The sequence below is a fragment of the Streptomyces sp. NPDC012835 genome, from assembly GCF_042900885.1.
In the GTDB taxonomy this organism is placed as follows: Bacteria; Actinomycetota; Actinomycetes; order Streptomycetales; family Streptomycetaceae; genus Streptomyces.
The window spans coordinates 213,222-235,244 of record NZ_JBIBBW010000002.1; the positions used below are offsets into that span (position 1 = coordinate 213,222).

General features: G+C 71.8%; 15 protein-coding genes. 3 read left to right on the forward strand and 12 right to left on the reverse strand.

Translation table 11 applies throughout. The annotated features are described in order from the left end of the window. Nucleotides 1-349: 349 nt before the first annotated feature. The 3 genes from pepN to ACFY6S_RS08450 all read right to left on the reverse strand — a co-directional run bounded on the left by pepN (nucleotide 350) and on the right by ACFY6S_RS08450 (nucleotide 4,640). The gene (gene pepN, locus ACFY6S_RS08440; protein ID WP_388820395.1) at nucleotides 350-2,923 is read right to left on the reverse strand and encodes an aminopeptidase N; all 2,574 of its coding nucleotides are present in this window, start codon (nucleotides 2,921-2,923) and stop codon (nucleotides 350-352) included. 323 nt (nucleotides 2,924-3,246) lie between these two features. Next, on the reverse strand, nucleotides 3,247-3,603 hold the full coding sequence (locus ACFY6S_RS08445; protein WP_388820397.1) for a chorismate mutase: 357 nt from the start codon (nucleotides 3,601-3,603) through the stop codon (nucleotides 3,247-3,249). A 185-nt stretch (nucleotides 3,604-3,788) separates the two neighbouring features. After that, a complete protein-coding gene (locus tag ACFY6S_RS08450) occupies nucleotides 3,789-4,640 on the reverse strand; it encodes an AraC family transcriptional regulator (RefSeq protein WP_388820400.1) in 852 nt (283 codons plus the stop codon). Between the two features lie 146 nt (nucleotides 4,641-4,786). On the opposite strand from ACFY6S_RS08450, the gene ACFY6S_RS08455 reads away from it, so the two are divergent. Beyond that, nucleotides 4,787-6,784, forward strand: a complete 1,998-nt coding sequence (locus ACFY6S_RS08455; RefSeq protein WP_388820402.1) for a beta-galactosidase family protein — start codon at nucleotides 4,787-4,789, stop codon at nucleotides 6,782-6,784. A gap of 68 nt (nucleotides 6,785-6,852) precedes the next feature. Here ACFY6S_RS08455 and ACFY6S_RS08460 read toward each other — a convergent pair whose 3' ends face one another. After that, the gene (locus ACFY6S_RS08460; RefSeq protein WP_388820405.1) at nucleotides 6,853-7,641 is read right to left on the reverse strand and encodes a S1 family peptidase; all 789 of its coding nucleotides are present in this window, start codon (nucleotides 7,639-7,641) and stop codon (nucleotides 6,853-6,855) included. A 356-nt stretch (nucleotides 7,642-7,997) separates the two neighbouring features. Between ACFY6S_RS08460 and ACFY6S_RS08465 the strand changes: the two genes are divergently transcribed. Together ACFY6S_RS08465 and ACFY6S_RS08470 are read left to right on the forward strand one after the other, a co-directional pair. Further along, nucleotides 7,998-8,897 carry a hypothetical protein gene (locus ACFY6S_RS08465; protein ID WP_388820408.1) on the forward strand — a complete coding sequence of 300 codons (900 nt, stop codon included), beginning with the start codon at nucleotides 7,998-8,000 and terminating at the stop codon, nucleotides 8,895-8,897. Between the two features lie 100 nt (nucleotides 8,898-8,997). Continuing rightward, entirely contained in the window at nucleotides 8,998-10,548 is a 1,551-nt protein-coding gene (locus ACFY6S_RS08470; RefSeq protein ID WP_388820411.1) for an ankyrin repeat domain-containing protein, read from the forward strand. 25 nt (nucleotides 10,549-10,573) lie between these two features. Here ACFY6S_RS08470 and ACFY6S_RS08475 read toward each other — a convergent pair whose 3' ends face one another. From ACFY6S_RS08475 to ACFY6S_RS08510, 8 genes are all read right to left on the reverse strand, one after another. Next, complete coding sequence (locus ACFY6S_RS08475) at nucleotides 10,574-10,960, reverse strand: barstar family protein (RefSeq protein ID WP_388820414.1); 387 nt, start codon at nucleotides 10,958-10,960, stop codon at nucleotides 10,574-10,576. Nucleotides 10,961-10,982: 22 nt separating this feature from the next. After that, the gene (locus tag ACFY6S_RS08480) at nucleotides 10,983-11,372 is read right to left on the reverse strand and encodes a ribonuclease domain-containing protein (protein WP_388820417.1); all 390 of its coding nucleotides are present in this window, start codon (nucleotides 11,370-11,372) and stop codon (nucleotides 10,983-10,985) included. A 198-nt stretch (nucleotides 11,373-11,570) separates the two neighbouring features. Beyond that, entirely contained in the window at nucleotides 11,571-13,127 is a 1,557-nt protein-coding gene (locus ACFY6S_RS08485) for a DEAD/DEAH box helicase (protein ID WP_388820420.1), read from the reverse strand. A 92-nt stretch (nucleotides 13,128-13,219) separates the two neighbouring features. Beyond that, entirely contained in the window at nucleotides 13,220-13,423 is a 204-nt protein-coding gene (locus tag ACFY6S_RS08490; RefSeq protein WP_388820422.1) for a cold-shock protein, read from the reverse strand. 265 nt (nucleotides 13,424-13,688) lie between these two features. Further along, on the reverse strand, nucleotides 13,689-14,213 hold the full coding sequence (locus ACFY6S_RS08495) for a pyridoxamine 5'-phosphate oxidase family protein (protein WP_388820425.1): 525 nt from the start codon (nucleotides 14,211-14,213) through the stop codon (nucleotides 13,689-13,691). Nucleotides 14,214-14,703: 490 nt separating this feature from the next. Then, the gene (locus ACFY6S_RS08500; RefSeq protein ID WP_388820427.1) at nucleotides 14,704-16,164 is read right to left on the reverse strand and encodes a glutamate synthase subunit beta; all 1,461 of its coding nucleotides are present in this window, start codon (nucleotides 16,162-16,164) and stop codon (nucleotides 14,704-14,706) included. Continuing rightward, a complete protein-coding gene (gltB, locus tag ACFY6S_RS08505; protein ID WP_388820430.1) occupies nucleotides 16,157-20,743 on the reverse strand; it encodes a glutamate synthase large subunit in 4,587 nt (1,528 codons plus the stop codon). The genes ACFY6S_RS08500 and gltB overlap by 8 nt, the downstream gene beginning before the upstream one ends. Nucleotides 20,744-21,151: 408 nt before the next feature. Next, nucleotides 21,152-21,880: a VIT1/CCC1 transporter family protein gene (locus tag ACFY6S_RS08510; protein ID WP_388820433.1), complete on the reverse strand. Its 729-nt coding sequence runs from the start codon at nucleotides 21,878-21,880 to the stop codon at nucleotides 21,152-21,154. Between the last annotated feature and the right edge of the window lie 143 nt (nucleotides 21,881-22,023).

Sequence of the window (22,023 nt, forward strand, 5' to 3'; positions counted from 1 at the left end):
TGTGCACGCCTGACCGTCCGGTGGTTCGGTCGCAGTATGCCGATGGGGCCGTTGGGTTCGGCTGTCAGCGTGTGGAGGCGTTCGAACCGGTCCAGCGGTCCGGGCGGGCGTTGCCGGGCGTGGTCGCGTTTCCCCTGGGTGGGCGGCGGCGCGGCGGGGTCCGGTGCCGGGGTGTCGGGTCCCGGACGGCCGGACCCCTGTGGGGCGGCGCCTGTCACGGTCGGATTCCGGGGAGGGCCGGCGGTGGGTGCCGCTGGGCGTCCCGCTGTATGCCGTCTGTGTGTCGTCGTCTCTTCGCTGCTTCTTCCTCCCTCACCTGGCGTAGCTTCTCCCGTTCGACGCAGGTGGATCAGCCGCGCACCCGCAGTGCCCGCCGCAGGTCGTCCAGTTGGTCGACGAGCTTGCGGCGGAGTGCCGGGATCATGTCCGTGCTGTCCAGGTATGTTCGGCCGAGGTGGAGGGATGCCTCGTCGATGGCGTGGACGGGGAAGGCGTAGCGTCCGGCGGCTTCGGCGATGGCGGGGCCGCGGCGGGCGGCGAGGGCGGTGGCGTCGGGGTAGAAGCGGGGGACGTATTCCTTGATGAGGTCGGTCTGCTCGGGCTGCCAGAAGCCTTGGGCGGTGGCGGCGAAGAGGTAGTTGGAGAGGTTGTCGTTGTCGAAGAGGCGGGCCCATGCGGCGGCCTTGGAGTCCGGGTCGGGGAGGGCGGCGTGGCAGCGGGCCGCGCCTTCCTGGCCGGTGGCGCTGGGGTCGTGGTCGAGTTCGGTGTCGATGGTGGTGGGGGTGATGGCGCCGAGGACGGCGAGTCGGGTGAGGGCGCGCCAGCGTAGTTCGGGGTCGAGTTCGGGGCCGCCGGTGACGCTGCCGGAGTCGAGCCATTCCTGGAGGGTGTCGGGCTGGGTGGCGGCGTCGATGAAGTGGCGGACGGCGGTGAGGCGCAGTCCGGGGTGGTCGCCGTCCTCGGTGCGGCGGAGCAGTTCGTGGGTGAGGTCGGTGAGGGTGGCGAGGGCGGTGGGCCGGTCCTGGGGGGTCAGGTAGCGGTCGGTGATCTGGCCGGCGGCGAAGGCGAGGACGCCTTGGACGAGGGCGAGGTCGGTTTCGTGGGGCAGGTGGGCGCGGGCGGCGTCGAGGTAGGCGGTGGGGGCGAGTTCGCCGTCGCGGACCATGTCGCGGGCGGCGTTCCAGATGACGGCGCGGGTGAGGGGGTCGGGGATGCCGGAGAGTGCGCGGAGCGCGGTGTCCCACGAGGCGGTGTCGAGGCGGACCTTGGCGTAGGTGAGGTCGCCGTCGTTGAGGAGGGCGAGGGCCGGGCGGGGGCCGGGGTGGGTGGTGGCCGGGTGGGTGCCGGTGCCGGGCAGGTCGAGGTCGATGGGGTCGCGGGCGATGAGCCGGGTGGGGTCCGCGAGGTCGAGGTCGTAGCTGCCGAGGGTGAGTTGGTGGGGGCGGCTGCCGTCGTGTGCGATGTCCAGGGTCCACTGGGTGTCGGTGGCGGTGATGTGCGGGGTGAGGGTGTCGACTCCGGTGGTGCGGAGCCATTGTGCGGCCCAGGCGCGGACGTCGCGGTCGGTGGCGTGGGCGAGGGAGTCGATGAAGTCGGCGAGGGTGGCGTTGGCGAATTTGTGCCGGGCGAAGTGGATGTTGATTCCGGCGAGGAAGTCTTTTTCGCCGAGCCAGGCGACGAGTTGTCGTAGGGCGGAGGCGCCCTTGGCGTAGGAGATGCCGTCGAAGTTGAGCATGGCGGCGGCGGTGTCGGGTACGGCCTCGGGGTCGGGGGCGACGGGGTGGGTGGAGGGGCGCTGGTCGGCGTCGTATCCCCAGCTTTTGCGTCCGATGCCGAAGTCGACCCAGGTGTCGGTGAAGCGGGTGGCTTCGGTGAGGGTCTGGTAGCCCATGTATTCGGCGAAGGACTCGTTGAGCCAGATGTCGTCCCACCAGGTGAGGGTGACGAGGTCGCCGAACCACATGTGGGCCATCTCGTGGGCGATGACGACGGCGCGGGTCTGGCGTTCGGTGTCGGTGACGGCTGAGCGGTAGACGAATTCGTCGCGGAAGGTGACGAGGCCGGGGTTCTCCATGGCGCCGGCGTTGAATTCGGGGACGAACGCCTGGTCGTAGGAGTCGAAGGGGTAGGGCTCGTCGAATTTCTCGTGGTAGCGGTCGTAGCAGGCGCGGGTGATGTCGAAGAGTTCGTCGGCGTCGGCGTCGAGGTGGGGGGCGAGGGAGCGGCGGCAGTGGATGCCGAAGGGCAGCCCGGCGTGTTCGGTGTGGAGGGAGTGCCAGGGGCCGGCGGCGACGGCGACGAGGTAGGTGGAGATGGGTGGGGTGGGGGCGATGGTCCATCGGTGCGCGTCGGCCGGTGCGCTGCCGGTGCCGCTCTCACCGGAGCCGGAGCCGCTACCGCTGTCGGTGTCGCCACCGCTGTCGCTGTCGGTGCGTTCGGCGATGCCGTTGCCGAGGACGGTCCAGTCGGCGGGTGCGGTGACGGTGAGTTCGAAGACGGATTTGAGGTCCGGTTGGTCGAACGCGGCGAAGACCCGCTGGACGTCCTCCATGAACAGCTGGGTGTATACGTACGTTTCGCCGTCGGTGGGGTCGGTGAACCGGTGCATGCCCTCGCCGGTACGGGAGTAGCGCATGGCGGCGTCGACGCGCAGCTCGTGTTCACCGGCGGTGAGACCGCGCAGCGCGAGCCGGTTCCCGTCGAGTCCGGCGGGGTCGAGCGGCTGTCCGTCGAGGGTGACGGAGCGCAGGGTGGCGGGCTTCAGCTCGACGAAGGTGTCCCCGGCGGTGCGTGCGGTGAAGCGGATGAGGGCGTGGGAGTCGAAGGTGTCCTCGCCGGTGGTGAGGTCGAGGTCGATGGTGTAGCGGTGGACATCGAGGAACAGGGCTCGGGTCTGCGCTTCGTCGCGCGTCAGTACGGACATGGGTTCATGCTGCACGATGGGGCGCGCCCTGCGCATGAGGGTTGTTTGCGCTCAGAGCGCACGCGTGTCGGGGCCACGGGGTGTGTCGGTGTCCTCTCCCGGGGTACGACGACGTTTCGGGTGCCCGGCCCCCGCTGAGTCGGGCCCCCGCCGAGCCCGGCCCCCGCCGAGTCGGGCTCCCGCCGAGTCGGGCCCCCGCCCTCCCCCGCTCGTCCCGTCCCCCCCTCCCCGCGTGACGGCCCACGGTCCACGGCCCCCAGCGCCCCGCCCAGCGCCCGGCTCACCCCCCGCTCTGCTTCGGTGCCGTCCGTCGAGCACCGCGGTCACGCGTTGCCGGCGCGCGTCCCGTCCGCGATCGTCTCGTGGTGGCGGATCACCTCGGCGATGATGAAATTGAGCAACGTCTCCGCGAAGGCCGGGTCGAGCCGTGCGCTCTCGGCCAGTTCCCGCAGCCGGGCGATCTGGCGGGCCTCGCGGGACGGGTCGGCCGGTGGCAGCTGGTGCTCGGCTTTGAGGACGCCGACCTGCTGGGTGCATTTGAAGCGCTCGGCGAGCATGTGGACGACGGCGGCGTCGATGTTGTCGATGGATGCGCGCAGCCGGTTCAGCTCGGCCTGTACGGAGTCGTCCATGCCGGTGCCGGCCGGGCCGGGGGTGCTCCCGCTGTCACTCGTGGTCATGGTCCGGCAGCTTAGACGGACCGGCGGCGAGGGGCAGGTGGCTGATCAGGATGCGGGATCAGGATGGCGGGATCAGGGGGGGGCGCGGGTCAGGGGGCGGGATCAGGGGGCGCGGGCCAGGGGGGCCGGATCAGGGGGCGCGGGCCAGGGGGCCGGATCAGGGGGGCCGGATCAGAGGGGCCGGATCAGAGGGGCGCGTGCCGCTGCGTGCCGCCGGGCAGCGCGCGGCTCTCCTGCTCCCGGAAGCGTACGGGCGCGAGGCCGACCCGGCGGGTGAACAGCCGGGAGAAGTAGGCCGGGTCGGCGTAGCCGACGCGGCGTGCGACGGCGGCGACGGGCAGTTCCGTGGCGGCGAGGAGTTCCTTGGCGCGGCCGAGGCGGATGCCGAGGAGGTACTCCTTGGGGGTGCGGCCGGCGGCGGCGCGCACGGCCGTGCGCAGCGCGGCGGGGGTCATGCCGTGGCGGGTCGCGTGGTCGGCGACGGTGAGGGGCAGGCAGGCGTCGCGGGCGAGGGCCTGGAGTACGGGGTGGGTGTCGGCGGCCGTGCCCGCGCGGGCTCTGCGCAGTGTGACGAGCAGTTCGTGCACGGCGGCGCCGGTCTCGACTTCGAGCAGGGGGTTGCCCCGGCGGGCGGCGCGGGCGATGCGGGTGACGACGGCGCGGGGGCCGGCCGGGTCGCGGAGCGGTACGACGGGCCGGTCCGGCTCGATGTAGCCGAGTTCGGTGTAGGTGGCGGTGGCGGGGCCGGTGAAGGCGACGAAGCTCTCGTCCCAGCCGTGGTGGGGGTCGGGGCCGTAGTGGTGGGGCGTGCCGGGGGTGAGCCAGAGCAGTGCGGGGGCGGTGACGGCGATGCGTCGTCCGTCGGTGGAACGGAACCATCCGTTTCCGCTGCTGATGACCACGGCCACGTGGTGGTCGAGGGTGCGGGGTCCGACCGTGGGCAGTGTGCCGTGCTGGAGTCCGACGCCGAGGCAGACGAGGCCGAGCCGGTGGTGGGCGGGTTCCGGCGTGAGGTACCGCGTCCAGATGTGCCGCATCCGTGGCCCCCTTGTCGGCGCGCTCACCCCTTCGTTGTGTCCAACCAGAGGTGATCTTTGTCCATGGACCCGCTCGGTGCCAACGGGGAAGGGTGGCGTCGAGCGTCCGGACGAGGACCGGATCGACGAGAGGGAGTGTGGCGGCGATGCCCGAGTTCACCGTGGGGTCGGAGGAGTTCCTGGTCGATGGCCGGCCCGTGCGGCTGTTGTCGGGGGCTCTGCACTACTTCCGGGTGCACGAGGAGCAGTGGGGTCACCGGCTGGCGATGCTGCGTGCCATGGGGCTGAACTGTGTGGAGACGTACGTGCCGTGGAATCTGCACGAGCCGGCGCCGGGGCGGCTCCGCGATGTGGAGGCGCTGGGCCGGTTCCTGGACGCGGCGCACACGGCCGGGCTGTGGGCGATCGTACGGCCGGGGCCGTACATCTGTGCCGAGTGGGAGAACGGCGGGCTGCCGCACTGGCTGACCGGGCCGCTCGGCGCGCGGGTGCGGACGAGTGACGCGGAGTTCCTCGGGGCGGTGGAGCGCTGGTACCGGCGGCTGCTGCCGCAGGTGGCCGGGCGGCAGATCGACCGGGGTGGTCCGGTGGTCATGGTGCAGGTCGAGAACGAGTACGGGAGTTACGGCTGCGATCAGGTGTATCTGGCGCGGCTGACGGAGCTGACCCGGGAGTGCGGTGTCTCCGTGCCGTTGTTCACCTCGGACGGTCCGGAGGACCACATGTTGTCAGGGGGCACGGTTCCCGGGCTGCTCGCGACGGTGAATTTCGGTTCGGGCGCGCGTGCCGCTTTCGGGGCGCTGCGCCGGCATCGGTCCGGGGGCCCGTTGATGTGCATGGAGTTCTGGTGCGGCTGGTTCGACCGGTGGGGCGGTGAGCACGCCGGGCGGGACGCGGCCGACGCGGCGGCCACGCTGCGGGAGATCCTGGAGTCGGGCCCGGGGGCGTCGGTCAATGTGTACATGGCGCACGGTGGTACGAGTTTCGCGGGCTGGGCGGGTGCCAATCGCGGGGGTGTGCTGCACAGGGGGGCGCTGAAGCCGGATGTGACGTCGTACGACTATGACGCGCCGGTCGACGAGTGGGGGTGGCCGACGGAGAAGTTCCGTCTGATGCGGGAGGTTCTCGCGGAGTACCGGGAGGGTCCGCTGCCCGATGTCCCACGGCCGCCGGCTTCCCTGGTGGGCCCGGTGCGGGCGGAGTGCACGGGGTGGGTGCCGCTGGCGGAGGTGGTGGAGGCGCTGGGTGGGCCGGAGTCCGAGACGGTGCTGCCGCAGACCTTCGAGGAGGTGGATGTCGACCGGGGGCTGGTGCGCTATCGGGTGGAGGTGCCGGGGCCTCGGGCGCCTTTGCCGCTGGCGTTGACCGGGGTACGGGATCTGGCCGAGGTGTATGTGGACGGTGTACGGGCCGAGGTGCGCGGCGGTGAGGGGGGCGGTTCGACGCTCGCTCTGGTGGATCCGGTGGCCGGTCCGGCGTCCGTGGAGGTCTGGGTGGAGTCGCTGGGCCGGGTCAACTACGGTCCGGCGCTGGGCGAGTCCAAGGGGCTGACGGGCGGGGTGCTGCATGCCTTGCAGTATCTGCACGGGGTACGGGCGCGAGGGCTGCGCCTGGACGCGTTCGATGACGCGGCGGCGGTGGCCGGGCTCCCGTTCCGGGGGACGGCCGGTACGCGGGCGGAGGCGGGAGCCGCGGAGCCGGGAGCCGCGGAGCCGGGAGTCGCGGAGGCGAGCGGCTCGCGGACGGTGGCGACCGGCTCGGGAGCGGTGTCGGCCACCGGTTCGGGAGCGGTGTCGGCCACCGGTTCGGAGCCGGTGGCGGCTGCCGGGACGGAGGCGGTGGCGCCGACCGCCGAGGGTACGCGGGGCCTGTACCGTGCCGCCTTCGATGTGGCGGCCCCCGGCGACGCCCGGCTCGGCCTGCCCGGTTGGACCCGTGGCTTCGTCTGGGTCAACGGCCGCTGTCTGGGCCGCTACTGGCCGTCCGCCGGTCCGCAGGAGTCGCTGTACGTTCCCGGTCCGGTCCTGCGCGCGGGCGCCAACGAGGTGTGGGTCCTGGAGCTGGCGGGCCGGGCGCGCGGTGCCTCGGGGGTCCCGTACGTACAGCTCGCCGGACGGGCTGGGAGCAGCCCGTCCGGCGAGTGAGGTGTGGCGGTACGGCGGCGCGGTGGGCGCGGGGTGTGTCGCGGTCCGCGCTCGCGCCGGGCGGGTGCCTACAGAGTGGCCGCGGCCGAGGCTATCGCGGAGGCGAAGGTCGAGACCTTGGTGTAGACGCCGGGGTAGCCGGGCCGGGCGCAGCCGTTGCCCCAGCTCACGATGCCGACCTGGACGTATTCGCCGGCGTTGTCCTTGCGGAACATCGGGCCGCCGGAGTCGCCCTGGCAGGAGTCGGTGCCGCCCGAGGCGTAGCCGGCGCAGATCTCCTCGCTGGTGATGACCTCGCCGCCGTAGGAGGAGTTGCAGCTGGCGTCGGAGACGAAGGGGACGGACGCCTTGAGCAGGTAGCGCTGCTGTGCGCCGCCTTCGGTGGCGGCGCCCCAGCCGGCGACGGTGAAGGTGCCGGTGTTGTAGGTGGTGCTGGTGGCGAGCTTGAGGGTCGCCTGGTTGTTGATGGGCGAGGCGAGCTTGATCAGCGCCCAGTCCTTGCCCGCGCCGTTGTAGCCGGGGGCCTGGAGCACCTTGGTGGACTTGACCTTGATGGCGCTGCTGCTCTGGAGGTCCACGACGCCGGCGGTGGCGGTGATGCTGGTGTTGTTGCCGGAGCCGCTGACGCAGTGGGCGGCGGTCAGGACGACGGTGGGCGAGTAGAGGGCGCCGCCGCAGCCCATGGAGAGCCGGACCATGAAGGGGAATTCGCCCTGGGCCGCGCGGGTGCCGCCGACGATGGGGGCGGGGGCCGCGGAGGCGGAGGAGGGCTGGAGGCTGATGGCGGCGAGGACGACGGCGCCGACGGCCGCGACTCTCTTGATGGCACCCAGAATGCTCAAGGGACTGCCTTCCATGAGGGTGTGGGGGTATGGGGGGTTGTGGGGTTCACGCGGAAGGGCCCGGTCAACGCGCGTCGCGCCGTGCTGACATGGGCCCGACAAGAAAGCGTGATCCGGATTATGCGGAGGGGATCCGCCGCACCACAAGATCCGTCTTCCGGCCAGCCGGTATCGGCGACATCAGGCCATTGCCCGATGATCGGACACCGGACCGCCGCGCCCGCCCTCACCTGCCCCGACCGGCCCCGACCGGCCCGCGCCCCGGCGAATTCGGTGGCCGTCGCCGTAGAGTTGGCCGGATCGAGGGCTCATCGGTCCGCCGGCCCGGAGCGGCCCGACGGCCGGGCCGCCCGGCCGAAGGGGGTACGGACGTGACGAACGGCCACGGCGGCGGGACCGCCTCCGGCTATCCGCACCTGGAGACCGCGCGTGCCGCGATCACCCTGCTCTACCGGCGGCTCTCGGCCGACGGCATCCGCTCGTACGCCCCCGGCGTGGCCCCGGCCGATGTCGCCTTCTCCGATCTGGACGACCTCCATCTCGGCACCCAGCGGGTCGCCCGGGCGCTGGTCAGGCAACTCCGGCTGCCGGAGGCGCGTGTGATCGTGAGTTTCCGGGAGATGACACACGCGGCCCATGTCGAGCTGGCGTCGGGGCCCGAGTACTTCATCGAGCTGAACAACCGCTTCCGCACCCACCGCAGGGACATCGGCGCGGCGCTGGCGCACGAGATCACCCATGTCCTGCTGCACCGGCTGGGCATCGGCTTCCCCGACACCCACGACAACGAGATCCTCACCGACACGGCCACCACCTATCTGGGCGCCGGCTGGCTGCTGCTCGACGCGTACCGCGAGCACGGCGGGCAGAGCCAGCGGCTGGGCTATCTCACCCCGGAGGAGTTCGGCTACGTCCTGGCCAAGCGCGCGCTCGTGTTCGACGAGGACCCGAGGATCTGGTTCACCAGCCCGCAGGGCTACACGTCGTATACGAAGGGCCGGGCGCGGGCGCTCGACGACGAGCGGCGTCCACCGCTGACCACCGCGGGCTGGTCGGGCAGGCGCCGCTACGCCCTGGCCCGCCGCCACGCGCTCGACCATCCCGGCGCGGCGCCCGAGCCCGGCTCGCCCCACGTCTTCGAGCCGCTGCCGGACGGATGGCGCGTCACCTTCCCCTGCCCGACCTGCTTCCAGCGCATCCGGGTCCCGGTCCAGGGGCGGGTCCGCGCGCGCTGCGGGCTGTGCGGAACGGTCCTGGAGTGCGACACCTGAGCGCGGCCCGGCCCCCGGGCCGGCGCGCCCGGGGACCGCCCGGAGGCCCTCGCCGGACCGCCGGACGACGGCCGCGCGCGGGCGAACGTAAGGTCGAAGCATGACGAACGAGCCGACAGCGGGCGTACCCGACCTGTTCGAGGCGGTGTACGAGGGCGCGGACGACGCCGTCATGGCGCTGCTCAGGGCGGGTGTCCCCGCGGAGGCGACCGACGAGGAGGGCCGGACGGCGCTGTATCTGGCGGCGGTCGGCGACACGCCGGGGCCGGTGCGGCTGCTGCTCGCGGCGGGCGCCGACCCCAACCGTCCGAGCGGCCCCGAGGACGGCCCGGAGGGCGGCGACCTGCCGCTGTGCGCGGCGGCCTGCGGCGGACACACCGAGGTGGTCCGGGCGTTGCTGGCGGCCGGGGCCGGGCCGGACCGCCGGGAGGCGTTCGGGCTGACGGCGCTGGTCTGGGCGGTCCGTCAGGGGTTCGCGGACACGGCGGAGGCACTGCTGGAGTACGGCGCCGACCCGGGTCTGCCGGGCCCCGGCGGTGAGTCCCCGCTGCTGCTGGCCGCGCGGCGCGGCTCGACCGCGACCGTACGGGTCCTGCTGCGGTACGGGGCCGACGAGGCGCGGGCGGCGCTCGCTGAGGCGCGGCGCTGGATGACGCTCGATGTCGCGCGGGAGCTGCGCGACGGGCTGCTGCGCGGCTTCGGTGACGGGTACGAGACGGTGGTGCGCCGGATCGACCGGATCGGGGAGGACGGTTCGGTGACCGTCGTGGTGGAACTGCTGCGGGACGGGGAGCCGGTGGCGGGGCAGGAGCAGCAGACCGGGCACGCGGCGGTCGCGACGATGCTCGAAGCGGAGCTGGGGATCGCCACGCCGTGCGAGGAGTTGGCGGGGCGGGCGCTGCGCTGCGGTGATCCGCGCCGGGACGACTGGGTGGAGGCGGTGGCGGCGCTGTGGCGGCGCGGGGACGAGGAAACGTTCCTGGCGGCCACGCGGTGGTGTGCGAGCGACGAGGCGTCGTTGCGGGCGTTCGGTGCCGGGGTGCTGGCGCGGCTGGGCTGGGCCGAGGGGGCGGACGGGCGGAGTCCGTTCGCCGGTCGCGCGGTGCCACTGCTGCGGGAGCTGTCGCGGGAGGCGGTGGAGCCGGAGGTGCTCCACGCGGTGCTGGACGCCCTGGGCCAGCACGGCGATCCGGTGGCGCTCGCGGAGGTGCTGCGTCATACGGGGCATCCGGACGCGGGGGTACGGCGGCGGGTGGCGCTCGCGCTGACCGGGCTCGTGCCGTCGGCGTCCGAGGGGCGGGGGGAGGCTCAGCCGGAGGCGGTACGGGCGGGGGTGCTGCTGAGCCGGGACGCGGACGCCTCGGTCAGGGATCGGGCGGTGTCGGCGCTGGCGCGGATGGGGGCGGACACGCGTGAGCTGCGGGAGGCGCTGGCGGCGCGGCTCAACGATCCGGAGGCGGATACGGCCGCGGCCGCCGCCCACGGGCTGGCGGTGCGCCGGGATCCCCGGGCGGTGGAGGCGCTGGCCAGGCTGCTGAGCGACGAGGACCCGGACGGTCACGCGCGCGGGACCGCGGTGGACGCGGTGCGCTTCCTCCCGCCGGGTCCGGAGCGCCGGCGGTTGGAGCGCACGCTGCCGCGTCAGCGCTGAGCGCGCGGCCCCGGCGGCCGCGCGTTCAGTCGAGTCGCAGCACTCCGGGGGCTGTTTCCTCGATGAGTCGCACCAGTTCGTCGAAGACGGTGGGTCCTCGGCCGGCCCGTGCGGCGTCCAGTCCGGCCTGGAGGGCGGCCCTGCCGGTGGGGTGCGCACGCTCCAGCCGCCGCTGGAGCGTGCGCACGGTTTCCTCGTGGCCGAGGGCCCGGCGCGACAGGTCGTGCCGGCGCCATTCGATGACGAAGTCGCCGTCGTCCGGCGTTCCGTATCCGCCGCTCAGACAGTCGGCGAGGGCGTCGAGGTTGCTCCCGAAGTACCCGCCGGGTCCGTTCACGGCCGCGCCGATCACCTGCCAGAAGCGGTCGAGCCCGGTGATCTCCGCCCCGTCGATCACATACGTCACGGTCATGGGACGGAGGCTACCTTCCGGTTCAGCAGCTGTGGTTGACGAGCGAGAACGACGCGTAGTGGTCGGCTGTGTAGTAGTCCTCCTTCGACTTCTGGCCGGTCACGATGCGCCGCGCGCCTCGGGTGGAGGAGCCGGGGGTGACCACGGTGTACTCGTGGTAGTAGCTGCTGGACTGGCTCGGCAGGATGCCTTCCCGGTTCTGGAAGACAGCGCCGTCCTGGGAGTAGGGGAAGGGTCCGTTGGAGGCGATGAGGCCGAGGGTCGTGTACGCCTGCGACGGCAGCTTGGAGTAGCAGATGCTGCCGACCGCGCTGGGGGCCGCGGTGGCGGTGGCGGTGACTCCGCCGGCGAGGAGGGTCGAGACGAGAGCGACGAGGCCGCCGAGGGCGGCGATACGTGGGGGAATTCGCATGCCTCATGATGACGCGCGTAGACGTGCACACGTCAATCCCAAGGTCCTTGAATTTCCCGGAAGTTAACCGACGGCCCCTGGGCGTCGCCGGTCCGACACCCGCCCCCTCCGGGCCTTCCCCGACGGCACGACGAAGCCCGGCACCGCGCTGTCCGCGCGGTGCCGGGCTTCGTGGAGCCGGAACGTATCGCCCGAGGGTCAGGCCGCGGTGCGGCGTCCGCCCTCGGCGCCGCGTCCCGAGCCGCCCCGGCGGCCGCGGCCGCCACGGCCGGCGCCGCCGCCCGTGCGAGCGCCCGCTCCGCCGCCGGCTCCCGTACCCGTACCGGATCCGGAACCCGTGCCCCTGCGGGCGCCGGGACGCGAGGTCCTGGGCTTCTTCTGCTGGACCACGGGCTGCGGCACCTCGATGGTGACGGCCACCCCGGAGGGCACCCGCGCGCCGGTGAGCCGCGTCAGCTCCTCGTCGGTGGACTTGATCCGCGCGGACCGGGGGGCGATGCCCGCGTCCGACATCAGTCGCGTCATCTCACGCCGCTGCTCGGGCAGCACCAGCGTCACCACACTGCCGGACTCCCCCGCCCTGGCGGTGCGCCCGCCCCGGTGCAGATAGTCCTTGTGGTCGACGGGCGGGTCGACGTTCACCACGAGGTCGAGATCGTCCACGTGGATGCCCCGGGCCGCGACGTTTGTCGCGACGAGGCAGGTGACCAGGCCGTTCTTGAACTGCTCAAGGGTCCGGTTGCGCTGCGGCTGCGAACGGCCGCCGTGCAGCCCCGAGGCCCGTACCCCGCTCGCCAGCAGTCGCTTGACCAGCCGGTCGACGGACCGCTTGGTGTCCAGGAAGAGCAGGACCCGGCCGTCGCGCGCGGCGATCCGCGTCGTGACTTCCTTCTTGTCCGTGTCGTCCAGGACGTACAGCACATGGTGTTCCATCGTGGTGACCGCGCCCTGGGACGGGTCGACGGAGTGCACCACGGGGTCCGTCAGGTACTGCCGTACGAGCCGGTCGATGTTCTTGTCCAGGGTCGCCGAGAACAGCATGCGCTGCCCGTCCGGCTCGACCTGCTTGAGCAGCGCCGTGACCTGCGGCATGAAGCCCATGTCGGCCATCTGGTCGGCCTCGTCCAGGACCGTGATGGCGACCTCGTCGAGCCGGCAGTCGCCGCGCTCGATGAGGTCCTTGAGCCGGCCGGGCGTCGCGACCAGCACCTCGGTGCCGCGCCGCAGCGCGTTCGCCTGCTTGGTGATCGAGAGTCCGCCGACGACCGTCGCCAGCTTCAGGTTGACGGCGGTCGCGTACGGCGTGAGCGCGTCGGTCACCTGCTGGGCCAGCTCACGCGTGGGGACGAGCACCAGCGCGAGCGGGGCGCGCGGCTCGGCCCTGCGGCCGGCCGTGCGGGCCAGCAGCGCCAGGCCGAAGGCGAGGGTCTTGCCGGAACCGGTCCGGCCGCGCCCGAGGATGTCGCGTCCCGCGAGGGAGTTCGGCAGGGTCGCGCCCTGGATCGGGAACGGTTCGGTCACCCCCTGGGCGGTGAGGGTCTTGAGCAGAGCGGCGGGCATGTCCAGCTCGTCGAACGACTCGACGGCGGGCAGCGCGGGGGTGATGGTCTCCGGCAGGGTGAATTCCTGCGGGCGCGCGGGAGCGCGGCGGGGCGACGGTTTCGCCGAGCCCTTCGCGGGTCCCTTGGCGCGGGAGTGCGCCGGGCGCTTGCCGGCGGGACGGGCGGCGCGGTCCTGCCGTTCGGATCGAGTCATTCGGAAAAGCCTTCCTGGGGCCTGAGAACAGCGCGAGCCGGGGCCCACACCTGCACGGTGCGGGCCCCGGCTGCGAGGTACACGTCCGGGAACTAGGCCGGGACGATGTTCTCCGCCTGCGGGCCCTTCTGGCCCTGCGTGACGTCGAACGAGACCTTCTGGCCCTCCGTCAGCTCACGGAAGCCCTGGGTGGCGATGTTCGAGTAGTGGGCGAAGACGTCGGCGCCGCCGCCGTCCTGCTCGATGAAGCCGAAGCCCTTTTCCGAGTTGAACCACTTCACGGTGCCAGTAGCCATGTCATTCTCCTAAAACAGGTGCAGAGCCGGAAATCCGCACTTTACGAATTCCTCGTCGCCGCATTGAGCCCCATCCGGAGAAGCCGGCAAAAACAATAATGCGCCTGATGGATAAACATTCCCGTCAGGCGCACATAAAGTTCATGGGTACCAAAACTGCAACGTCGTCAGCCTAGCACGCCATCCCCGGAAGGATCGAGTGGGGCACACCACATGATCGCGAACCCCACCGCGATCCCACCGCCGCCCCACCTCCGCGGCCCGCCTAGCGGACCGCCGCGTCGCCCGCCGGCACGCCCTCGCGCGGCGCCGCGGCGTCCGTCCCGCGCCGTACGGTGTGCAGCGGCCGGCCCGGACGCCAGGACCTGAGCACCAGGTCGTCGCCCTCGATCTCGGTCTGCACTATCTCGCCGACCTCCACCCGGAACAGCTGGAACGGCAGCGGCGGCCGGACCTCGTCGACGAACCGCGTGCGTATTCGGCGCTCCGTCACCTCGACCGCCCGGCCGCCGACCCTGACATCCCCGTCGGCCAGCGCGTCACCGGCCCCCGGATTCGCCTGGACCGCGAAGCGCGGATCGCGCAGGAGGTCGCGCGCCTTGAGCGAATTGGGCATCATCCCGAGCCACAACTCACCGAAACGGAAGGTCGCTTCGAGCGCCGTGACCCGAGGCGAACCGTCTTTGCGCAGGGTCGCCAGGACATGGTGCGGATACATCTCGAATCGCCGCTGAACGTTCTCGGCGAAGCGGGGCTCCGCCGAGACCACATCGGCCCAGGTGAATATCATGGATCTACTCAACACCTCATAGGCGACACCTTCTGTCGCCATTCGCGCGAAGGGACTCGGGGAGCCGCCGGACGGTGACCCGGACACGGCTCGACGTCCCCGCCCATCCCCCGCCCGGATCAGTGGCTCCAAGGACCTCGTGGCCACTTACTCGTGCGCGAAACCTTAGTACCACCAAGGAAGTTGACCACTCCCGGCACCCGGTAAGGCCCGCTGCCCGCGAATCGCCGCGCTCGGTGGGCCCGGGCGCCGGCGCCGCCCCCGGCCGCGCCGACGACGAGCGGCCCCTGCGGCGCGGTGCCGAGGAGCCGGAAGAGAAAAGAGGAGAGCCGGGAGTGCCGCAATGCCACGGCGCCTGCCGTCGTCCGGTCGGGGACTGGGGGCAGGCGCCGCGTCTTGCGGAAGGTCCGGGAGACGCTCCCCGGACCGATACCGCCCGTACGCCGTTGTACGGGAGCTTGTGCGAGCGGACGCTCGGCGTCGGGGCCCGTCAGGCCATCAGCGCCCGGTCCGTCGGCCTGATCGGGGCGGGGAGGTCGCTCGCGCCCGTCAGGAAGCGGTCCACGCCTGCGGCCGCCGAGCGGCCCTCGGCGATGGCCCAGACGATGAGGGACTGGCCGCGGCCGGCGTCCCCGGCGACGTACACGCCCGGGACGTTCGTCGCGAAGTCGGCGTCGCGCGCGATGTTGCCGCGCTCGTCCATCTCCAGGCCGAACTGCTCGACCAGACCGTTGGCCCGGTCGGTGCCGGTGAAGCCCATCGCGAGGGTGACCAGCTGAGCCGGGATGACCCGCTCGGTGCCGGCCTTCTGCTCCAGCTTGCCGTCCTTGAACTCCACCTCGATCAGGTGCAGGGACTGGACGTTGCCGTCCTCGTCGCCCTCGAAGTGGGTGGTGGAGACGGAGTAGATCCGCTCGCCGCCCTCCTCGTGCGCGGAGGTGACCTTGTAGAGCATCGGGAAGGTGGGCCACGGCTGGTGCGCGGCGCGCTCGTCGCCGGGCCTGGGCATGATCTCCAGCTGGGTGACGGAGGCGGCACCCTGGCGGTGGGCGGTACCGACGCAGTCGGCGCCGGTGTCACCGCCGCCGATGACCACGACGTGCTTGCCCTCGGCGGTGATCGGGGCGACGGTCAGGTCGCCCTCCCGCACCTTGTTGGAGAGCGGCAGGTACTCCATCGCGAAGTGGATGCCGTTGAGGTCGCGGCCCGGGACGGGCAGGTCGCGCGAGACGGTGGCGCCGGCGGCGATGACGACGGCGTCGTAGCGCCTGCGCAGCTTCGTCGCGGTGATGTCGCGGCCGATCTCGGTCTCGGTGCGGAACTTGGTGCCCTCCGCGCGCATCTGCTCGATACGGCGGTTGATGTGCGACTTCTCCATCTTGAACTCGGGGATGCCGTAGCGCAGCAGTCCGCCGATGCGGTCGGCGCGCTCGTACACCGCGACCGTGTGGCCGGCCCGGGTCAGCTGCTGGGCCGCCGCGAGTCCGGCCGGGCCCGAGCCGATGACGGCGACGGTCTTGCCGGAGAGCCGCTCGGGCGGCTGCGGGGTGACGTCGCCGCTGTCCCACGCCTTGTCGATGATGGAGACTTCGACGTTCTTGATGGTGACGGCGGGCTGGTTGATCGCGAGGACGCAGGCGGACTCGCAGGGCGCGGGGCACAGCCGTCCGGTGAACTCGGGGAAGTTGTTGGTGGCGTGCAGGCGCTCGCTCGCCGCCGTCCAGTCCTCGCGGTAGGCGTAGTCGTTCCACTCGGGGATCAGGTTTCCGAGCGGACAGCCGTTGTGACAGAACGGGATGCCGCAGTCCATGCAGCGTCCGGCCTGCTTGCTGATGATCGGGAGCAGCGCGCCGGGAACGTAGACCTCGTTCCAGTCCTTGACGCGCTCCTCGACGGGGCGGGTTTCGGCGACTTCGCGCTGGGTGGTGAGGAAGCCCTTCGGGTCAGCCATGGGTCGCCGCCTCCATCATCTTCTCGGTGGTCTCGTTCTCCGAGAGACCGGCCAGCTCGGCGGCGTCCTTGGCGGCGAGCACGGCCTTGTACGTGGTCGGAATGATCTTGCTGAACCGGTCAGCGGCGCTCTCCCACTCGGCGAGCAGCTTGCCCGCGACGGTGGAGCCGGTCTCTTCCTGGTGGCGGCGCACGACCTCGTGCAGCCACTGCTTGTCGGTGTCGTCGAGCGGGCCGACGGCCGCGAGGTTTCCGGCGTTGACGTTGTCGGGGTCGAGGTCGATGACGTAGGCGATCCCGCCGGACATGCCGGCCGCGAAGTTGCGGCCGGTCTCGCCGAGGACGACGGCGTGGCCGCCGGTCATGTACTCGCAGCCGTGGTCGCCGACGCCTTCGGAGACGACCGTGGCGCCGGAGTTGCGGACGCAGAAGCGCTCGCCGGTGCGGCCCCGCAGGTACAGCTCGCCGGCGGTGGCTCCGTAGCCGATGGTGTTGCCCGCGATGGTGGAGTACTCGGCGAGGTGGTCGGCGCCCCGGTCGGGGCGTACGACGATACGGCCGCCGGAGAGGCCCTTGCCGACGTAGTCGTTGGCGTCGCCCTCCAGCCGCAGGGTGACGCCGTGCGGCAGGAAGGCGCCGAAGGACTGGCCCGCGGAGCCGGTGAAGGTGACGTCGATGGTGTTGTCGGGCAGGCCGGCGCCGCCGAACTTCTTGGTGACGTGGTTGCCGAGCATGGTGCCGACGGTCCGGTTGACGTTGCGGATGGCGATCTGGGCGCGTACGGGCTGGGCGGACTCGGCGCTGTCGGCGTTCAGGGCGTCGGCGGCGAGCTTGATCAGCTCGTTGTCGAGGGCCTTCTCCAGTCCGTGGTCCTGGCCGGTCACCTGGTGGCGTGCGGCGCCCTCGGGCAGCTCGGGTACGTGGAAGAGGGGGGCGAGGTCGAGGCCCTGGGCCTTCCAGTGGTCGACGGCGCGGTCGGTGTCGAGCAGCTCGGCGTGGCCGACGGCCTCCTCGACGGAGCGGAAGCCCAGCTCGGCGAGGATCTCGCGGACCTCTTCGGCGATGAAGTTGAAGAAGTTGACGATGTACTCGGCCTTGCCGGTGAAGCGCTCGCGCAGGACCGGGTTCTGGGTGGCGATGCCGACCGGACAGGTGTCCAGGTGACAGACGCGCATCATGACGCAGCCGGAGACGACGAGGGGCGCGGTCGCGAAGCCGAACTCCTCGGCGCCCAGCAGTGCGGCGATGACGACGTCGCGGCCGGTCTTGAGCTGGCCGTCGGTCTGGACGACGATGCGGTCGCGCAAGCCGTTGAGCAGCAGGGTCTGCTGGGTCTCGGCGAGTCCCAGCTCCCAGGGGCCGCCCGCGTGCTTGAGGGAGGTGAGCGGCGAGGCGCCCGTGCCGCCGTCGTGTCCCGAGATCAGGACGACGTCGGCGTGGGCCTTGGAGACGCCCGTGGCGACCGTGCCGACGCCGACCTCGGAGACCAGCTTCACGTGGATGCGGGCCTGCGGGTTGGCGTTCTTGAGGTCGTGGATGAGCTGGGCGAGGTCCTCGATGGAGTAGATGTCGTGGTGCGGCGGCGGGGAGATCAGGCCGACGCCGGGGGTGGAGTGCCGGGTCTTGGCGACCCACGGGTAGACCTTGTGGCCGGGCAGCTGGCCGCCCTCGCCGGGCTTGGCGCCCTGGGCCATCTTGATCTGGATGTCGTCGGCGTTGACCAGGTATTCGCTGGTGACGCCGAAGCGTCCGGAGGCGACCTGCTTGATGGAGGAGCGCCGCGCGGGGTCGTAGAGCCGCTCGGCGTCCTCGCCGCCCTCGCCGGTGTTGGACTTGCCGCCGAGCTGGTTCATGGCGATGGCCATGGTCTCGTGGGCTTCCTGGGAGATCGAGCCGTACGACATGGCGCCGGTGGAGAAGCGCCTGACGATCTCGGAGGCGGGCTCGACCTCGTCCAGCGGTACGGGGGTGCGTCCCTCGGCGAAGCCGAACAGGCCGCGCAGGGTCATCAGCCGCTCGGACTGCTCGTTCACCCGGCCCGTGTACTGCTTGAAGATGTCGTAGCGGCGCGAGCGCGTGGCGTGCTGGAGGCGGAAGACCGTCTCCGGGTCGAACAGGTGCGGCTCGCCCTCGCGGCGCCACTGGTACTCGCCGCCGATCTCCAGCTTGCGGTGGCTGGCGGAGATCCCGGAGGCGGGGTAGCCCTTGGCGTGCCGGGCGGCGACCTCCTGGGCGACGATGTCGAGGCCGGCGCCGCCGATCTTGGTGGGGGTGCCGTTGAAGTACTTGTCGACGAACGCCTGGTCCAGGCCGACGGCCTCGAAGACCTGCGCGCCGCGGTAGGAGGCGACGGTGGAGATGCCCATCTTGGACATGACCTTGAGGACGCCCTTGCCGAGGGCGTGGATCAGGTTGCGGATCGCCTGCTCGGGCGCCAGGCCCTCGATGAACGTACCGGCGCGGACGAGGTCCTCGACGGACTCCATGGCGAGGTAGGGGTTGACGGCGGCGGCGCCGTAGCCGATGAGCAGTGCGACGTGGTGGACCTCGCGGACGTCGCCGGCCTCGACCAGCAGCCCGACCTGGGTGCGCTGCTTGGTGCGGATGAGGTGGTGGTGGACGGCGGCGGTGAGCAGGAGGGAGGGGATCGGGGCGTGCTCGGCGTCGGAGTGCCGGTCGGAGAGCACGATGTTGCGGGCGCCGTTGGCGATCGCCTGGTCGGTCTCGGCGCAGATCTCCTCGATCCGGGCGGCGAGGGCCTCGCCGCCGCCGCCGACCCGGTAGAGGCCGGAGAGGGTGGCGGACTTCATGCCGGGCATGTCGCCGTCAGCGTTTATGTGGACGAGTTTGGCCAGCTCGTCGTTGTCGATCACCGGGAAGGGCAGGGTGACGCTGCGGCAGGACGCGGCGGCCGGCTCCAGCAGGTTGCCCTGGGGGCCGAGGGAGGAGCGCAGGGAGGTGACCAGTTCCTCGCGGATGGCGTCCAGCGGCGGGTTGGTGACCTGCGCGAACAGCTGGGTGAAGTAGTCGAACAGCAGCCGGGGGCGGGCGGAGAGCGCGGCGATGGGCGAGTCGGTGCCCATGGAGCCGATGGGCTCGGCGCCGGCGCGGGCCATCGGGGCGATCAGGACGCGCAGCTCCTCCTCGGTGTATCCGAAGGTCTGCTGGCGGCGGGTGACGGAGGCGTGGGTGTGCACGATGTGCTCGCGCTCGGGGAGGTCGGAGAGCTCGATCTCGCCGGTCTCCAGCCACTCCTTGTAGGGCTGCTCGGCGGCGAGGGACGCCTTGATCTCGTCGTCCTCGATGATGCGGTGTTCGGCGGTGTCCACGAGGAACATCCGGCCGGGCTGGAGGCGGCCCTTGCGGACGACCTTGGCGGGGTCGATGTCGAGGACGCCGACCTCGGAGGAGAGGACGACGAGGCCGTCGTCGGTGACCCAGTAGCGGCCGGGGCGCAGTCCGTTGCGGTCGAGGACGGCGCCGACCTGGGTGCCGTCGGTGAAGGTGACGCAGGCGGGGCCGTCCCAGGGCTCCATCAGCGTGGCGTGGAACTGGTAGAAGGCGCGCCGGTCGGCGTTCATGGAGTCGTGGTTCTCCCACGCCTCGGGGACCATCATCAGCACGGAGTGGGGCAGCGACCGGCCGCCGAGGTGGATCAGCTCCAGGACCTCGTCGAAGGAGGCGGAGTCGGAGGCGTCGGGCGTGCAGACGGGGAAGATCCGCTCCAGCCTGTCGCTGCCGAAGAGTCCGGAGGCGAGCTGGGACTCGCGGGCGCGCATCCAGTTGCGGTTGCCCTTGACCGTGTTGATCTCGCCGTTGTGCGCGACGAAGCGGTACGGGTGGGCGAGCGGCCAGCTCGGGAAGGTGTTGGTGGAGAACCGCGAGTGGACCAGGGCGATGGCGGTGGCGAAGCGGCGGTCGGAGAGGTCGGGGAAGAACGGCTCCAGCTGGCCGGTGGTGAGCATGCCCTTGTAGACGATGGTCCGGGCGGAGAGGGAGGGGAAGTAGACCCCGGCCTCGCGTTCGGCGCGCTTGCGCAGCACGAACGCCCTGCGGTCCAGCGCGATGCCGGTGCACGCGCCGCCCTCGGACTCCGTGCGGGAGGCGGCCCCGGCGACGAACAGCTGGCGGAAGGCCGGCATCGTGGCGCGGGCGGAGGCGCCGAGGAGCGCGGGGGCTACGGGGACCTCGCGCCAGCCGAGGATGTCCAGGCCCTCTTCGGCGGCGATCGTCTCGATGCGTGAGACGGCTTCCGTGGCGTCGGAGGCGGGGAGGAAGCCGATGCCGACGGCGTACGAGCCGGCCTCGGGCAGGTCGAACCCGGCGGTCTCGCGCAGGAAGGCGTCCGGCACCTGGAGGAGGATTCCGGCGCCGTCGCCCGAATCGGGCTCGGAGCCGGTGGCACCGCGGTGTTCGAGATTGCGCAGTACGGTCAGCGCCTGCTCCACCAGCTCATGGCTGGCAACACCGGTGAGGGTGGCCACGAACCCGACGCCACAGGCGTCGTGCTCGTTACGGGGGTCGTACAGCCCCTGCGGGGCGGGGCGACCGTCCATGGGCGACCAGGCGTCGGAACGCATCGGCTCTCCCGTCGTCGTAGTTCGGCTTGGCATATGCGATTACCGAGGGACGACGCTGGCCCTCCAGGAAATTTCGTGCAGGTTACATGATGGAAAGCTTCTCGGGAAGTGGATAGCTCATTCCACCATGTGGACACCGCTCGTAACGGTGAAAGAAGGGCGCAGACGGACAGATCATCGTCCGTTCGGCTGTGGCGGAGCGGGCTTCATTGCCCACGGCGCCTACAGCTCATGCCCTGCTATTAACGACTCGAAACCGCCGGGTAACGGTCACATTCGGCCCGCCTGGCACAGTGTGGCACTCCGTCGGCGGGAGCGCTCGGGGATGTTCGTCACAGGACGGGCGATATGGACGGGCGCGATCGAGCCACCCGCAGGTCAGCGGTGGGGTGACCGGGGGTTACGGGGTCAGAGCGCCGCCCCGAACAGCGCGCCGAGTCCATAGGTGAGCGCGGCGGCGCCGCCACCGAGTGCCAGCTGCCGCAGCCCGCTGAACCACCAGCTGCGCGCGGTCACCCGCGCCACCAGCGCGCCGCAGGCGAACAGCCCGGCCAGCGCGAGCAGCACCGCGGGCCACAGGGTGGTGGCGCCGAGCAGGTACGGCAGGACGGGCAGCAGGGCGCCCAGGGCGAAGGAGCCGAACGACGACACCGCCGCGACCAGCGGCGAGGGCAGGTCGTCGGGGTCGATGCCCAGCTCCTCGCGGGCGTGGATCTCCAGCGCCTGGTCGGGGTCCTTGGACAGCTGCACGGCCACCTCGCGGGCCAGCGGCGGGTCCACGCCGCGGGAGACGTAGAGCGCCGCCAGCTCCTCCATCTCGTCCACCGGGTGTTTGCGCAACTCCCGCCGCTCGACGTCGAGTTCGGCCTCGACCAGCTCACGCTGGGAGGCCACCGAGGTGTACTCGCCGGCCGCCATGGAGAAGGCGCCCGCCGCCACCCCGGCGAGCCCGGTGATCACCAGGGTCTGCTGCGCGACGGCGCCGCCCGCCACGCCGGTCATCAGCGCGAGATTGGAGACCAGCCCGTCCATCGCGCCGAACACCGCCGGCCGCAGCCAGCCGCCGTTCACATCGCGGTGCGTGTGATTGTCGCGGTGCGCCTCGTGGAGCGCCGCCTCGGTCTCGATGAGCGACATGGTTCGCGTTCTCCCTTTCGGACGGCGGGTCCGGCTCGTGCGACGGACCGGTGCCCGTCTCCCCTTAACCCTTCCGACAGTTCGAAAATACGCACGAAAAATCGCTCTCGCCAGCAAGGAAGGCCGTACTTACCAGGTGCCGG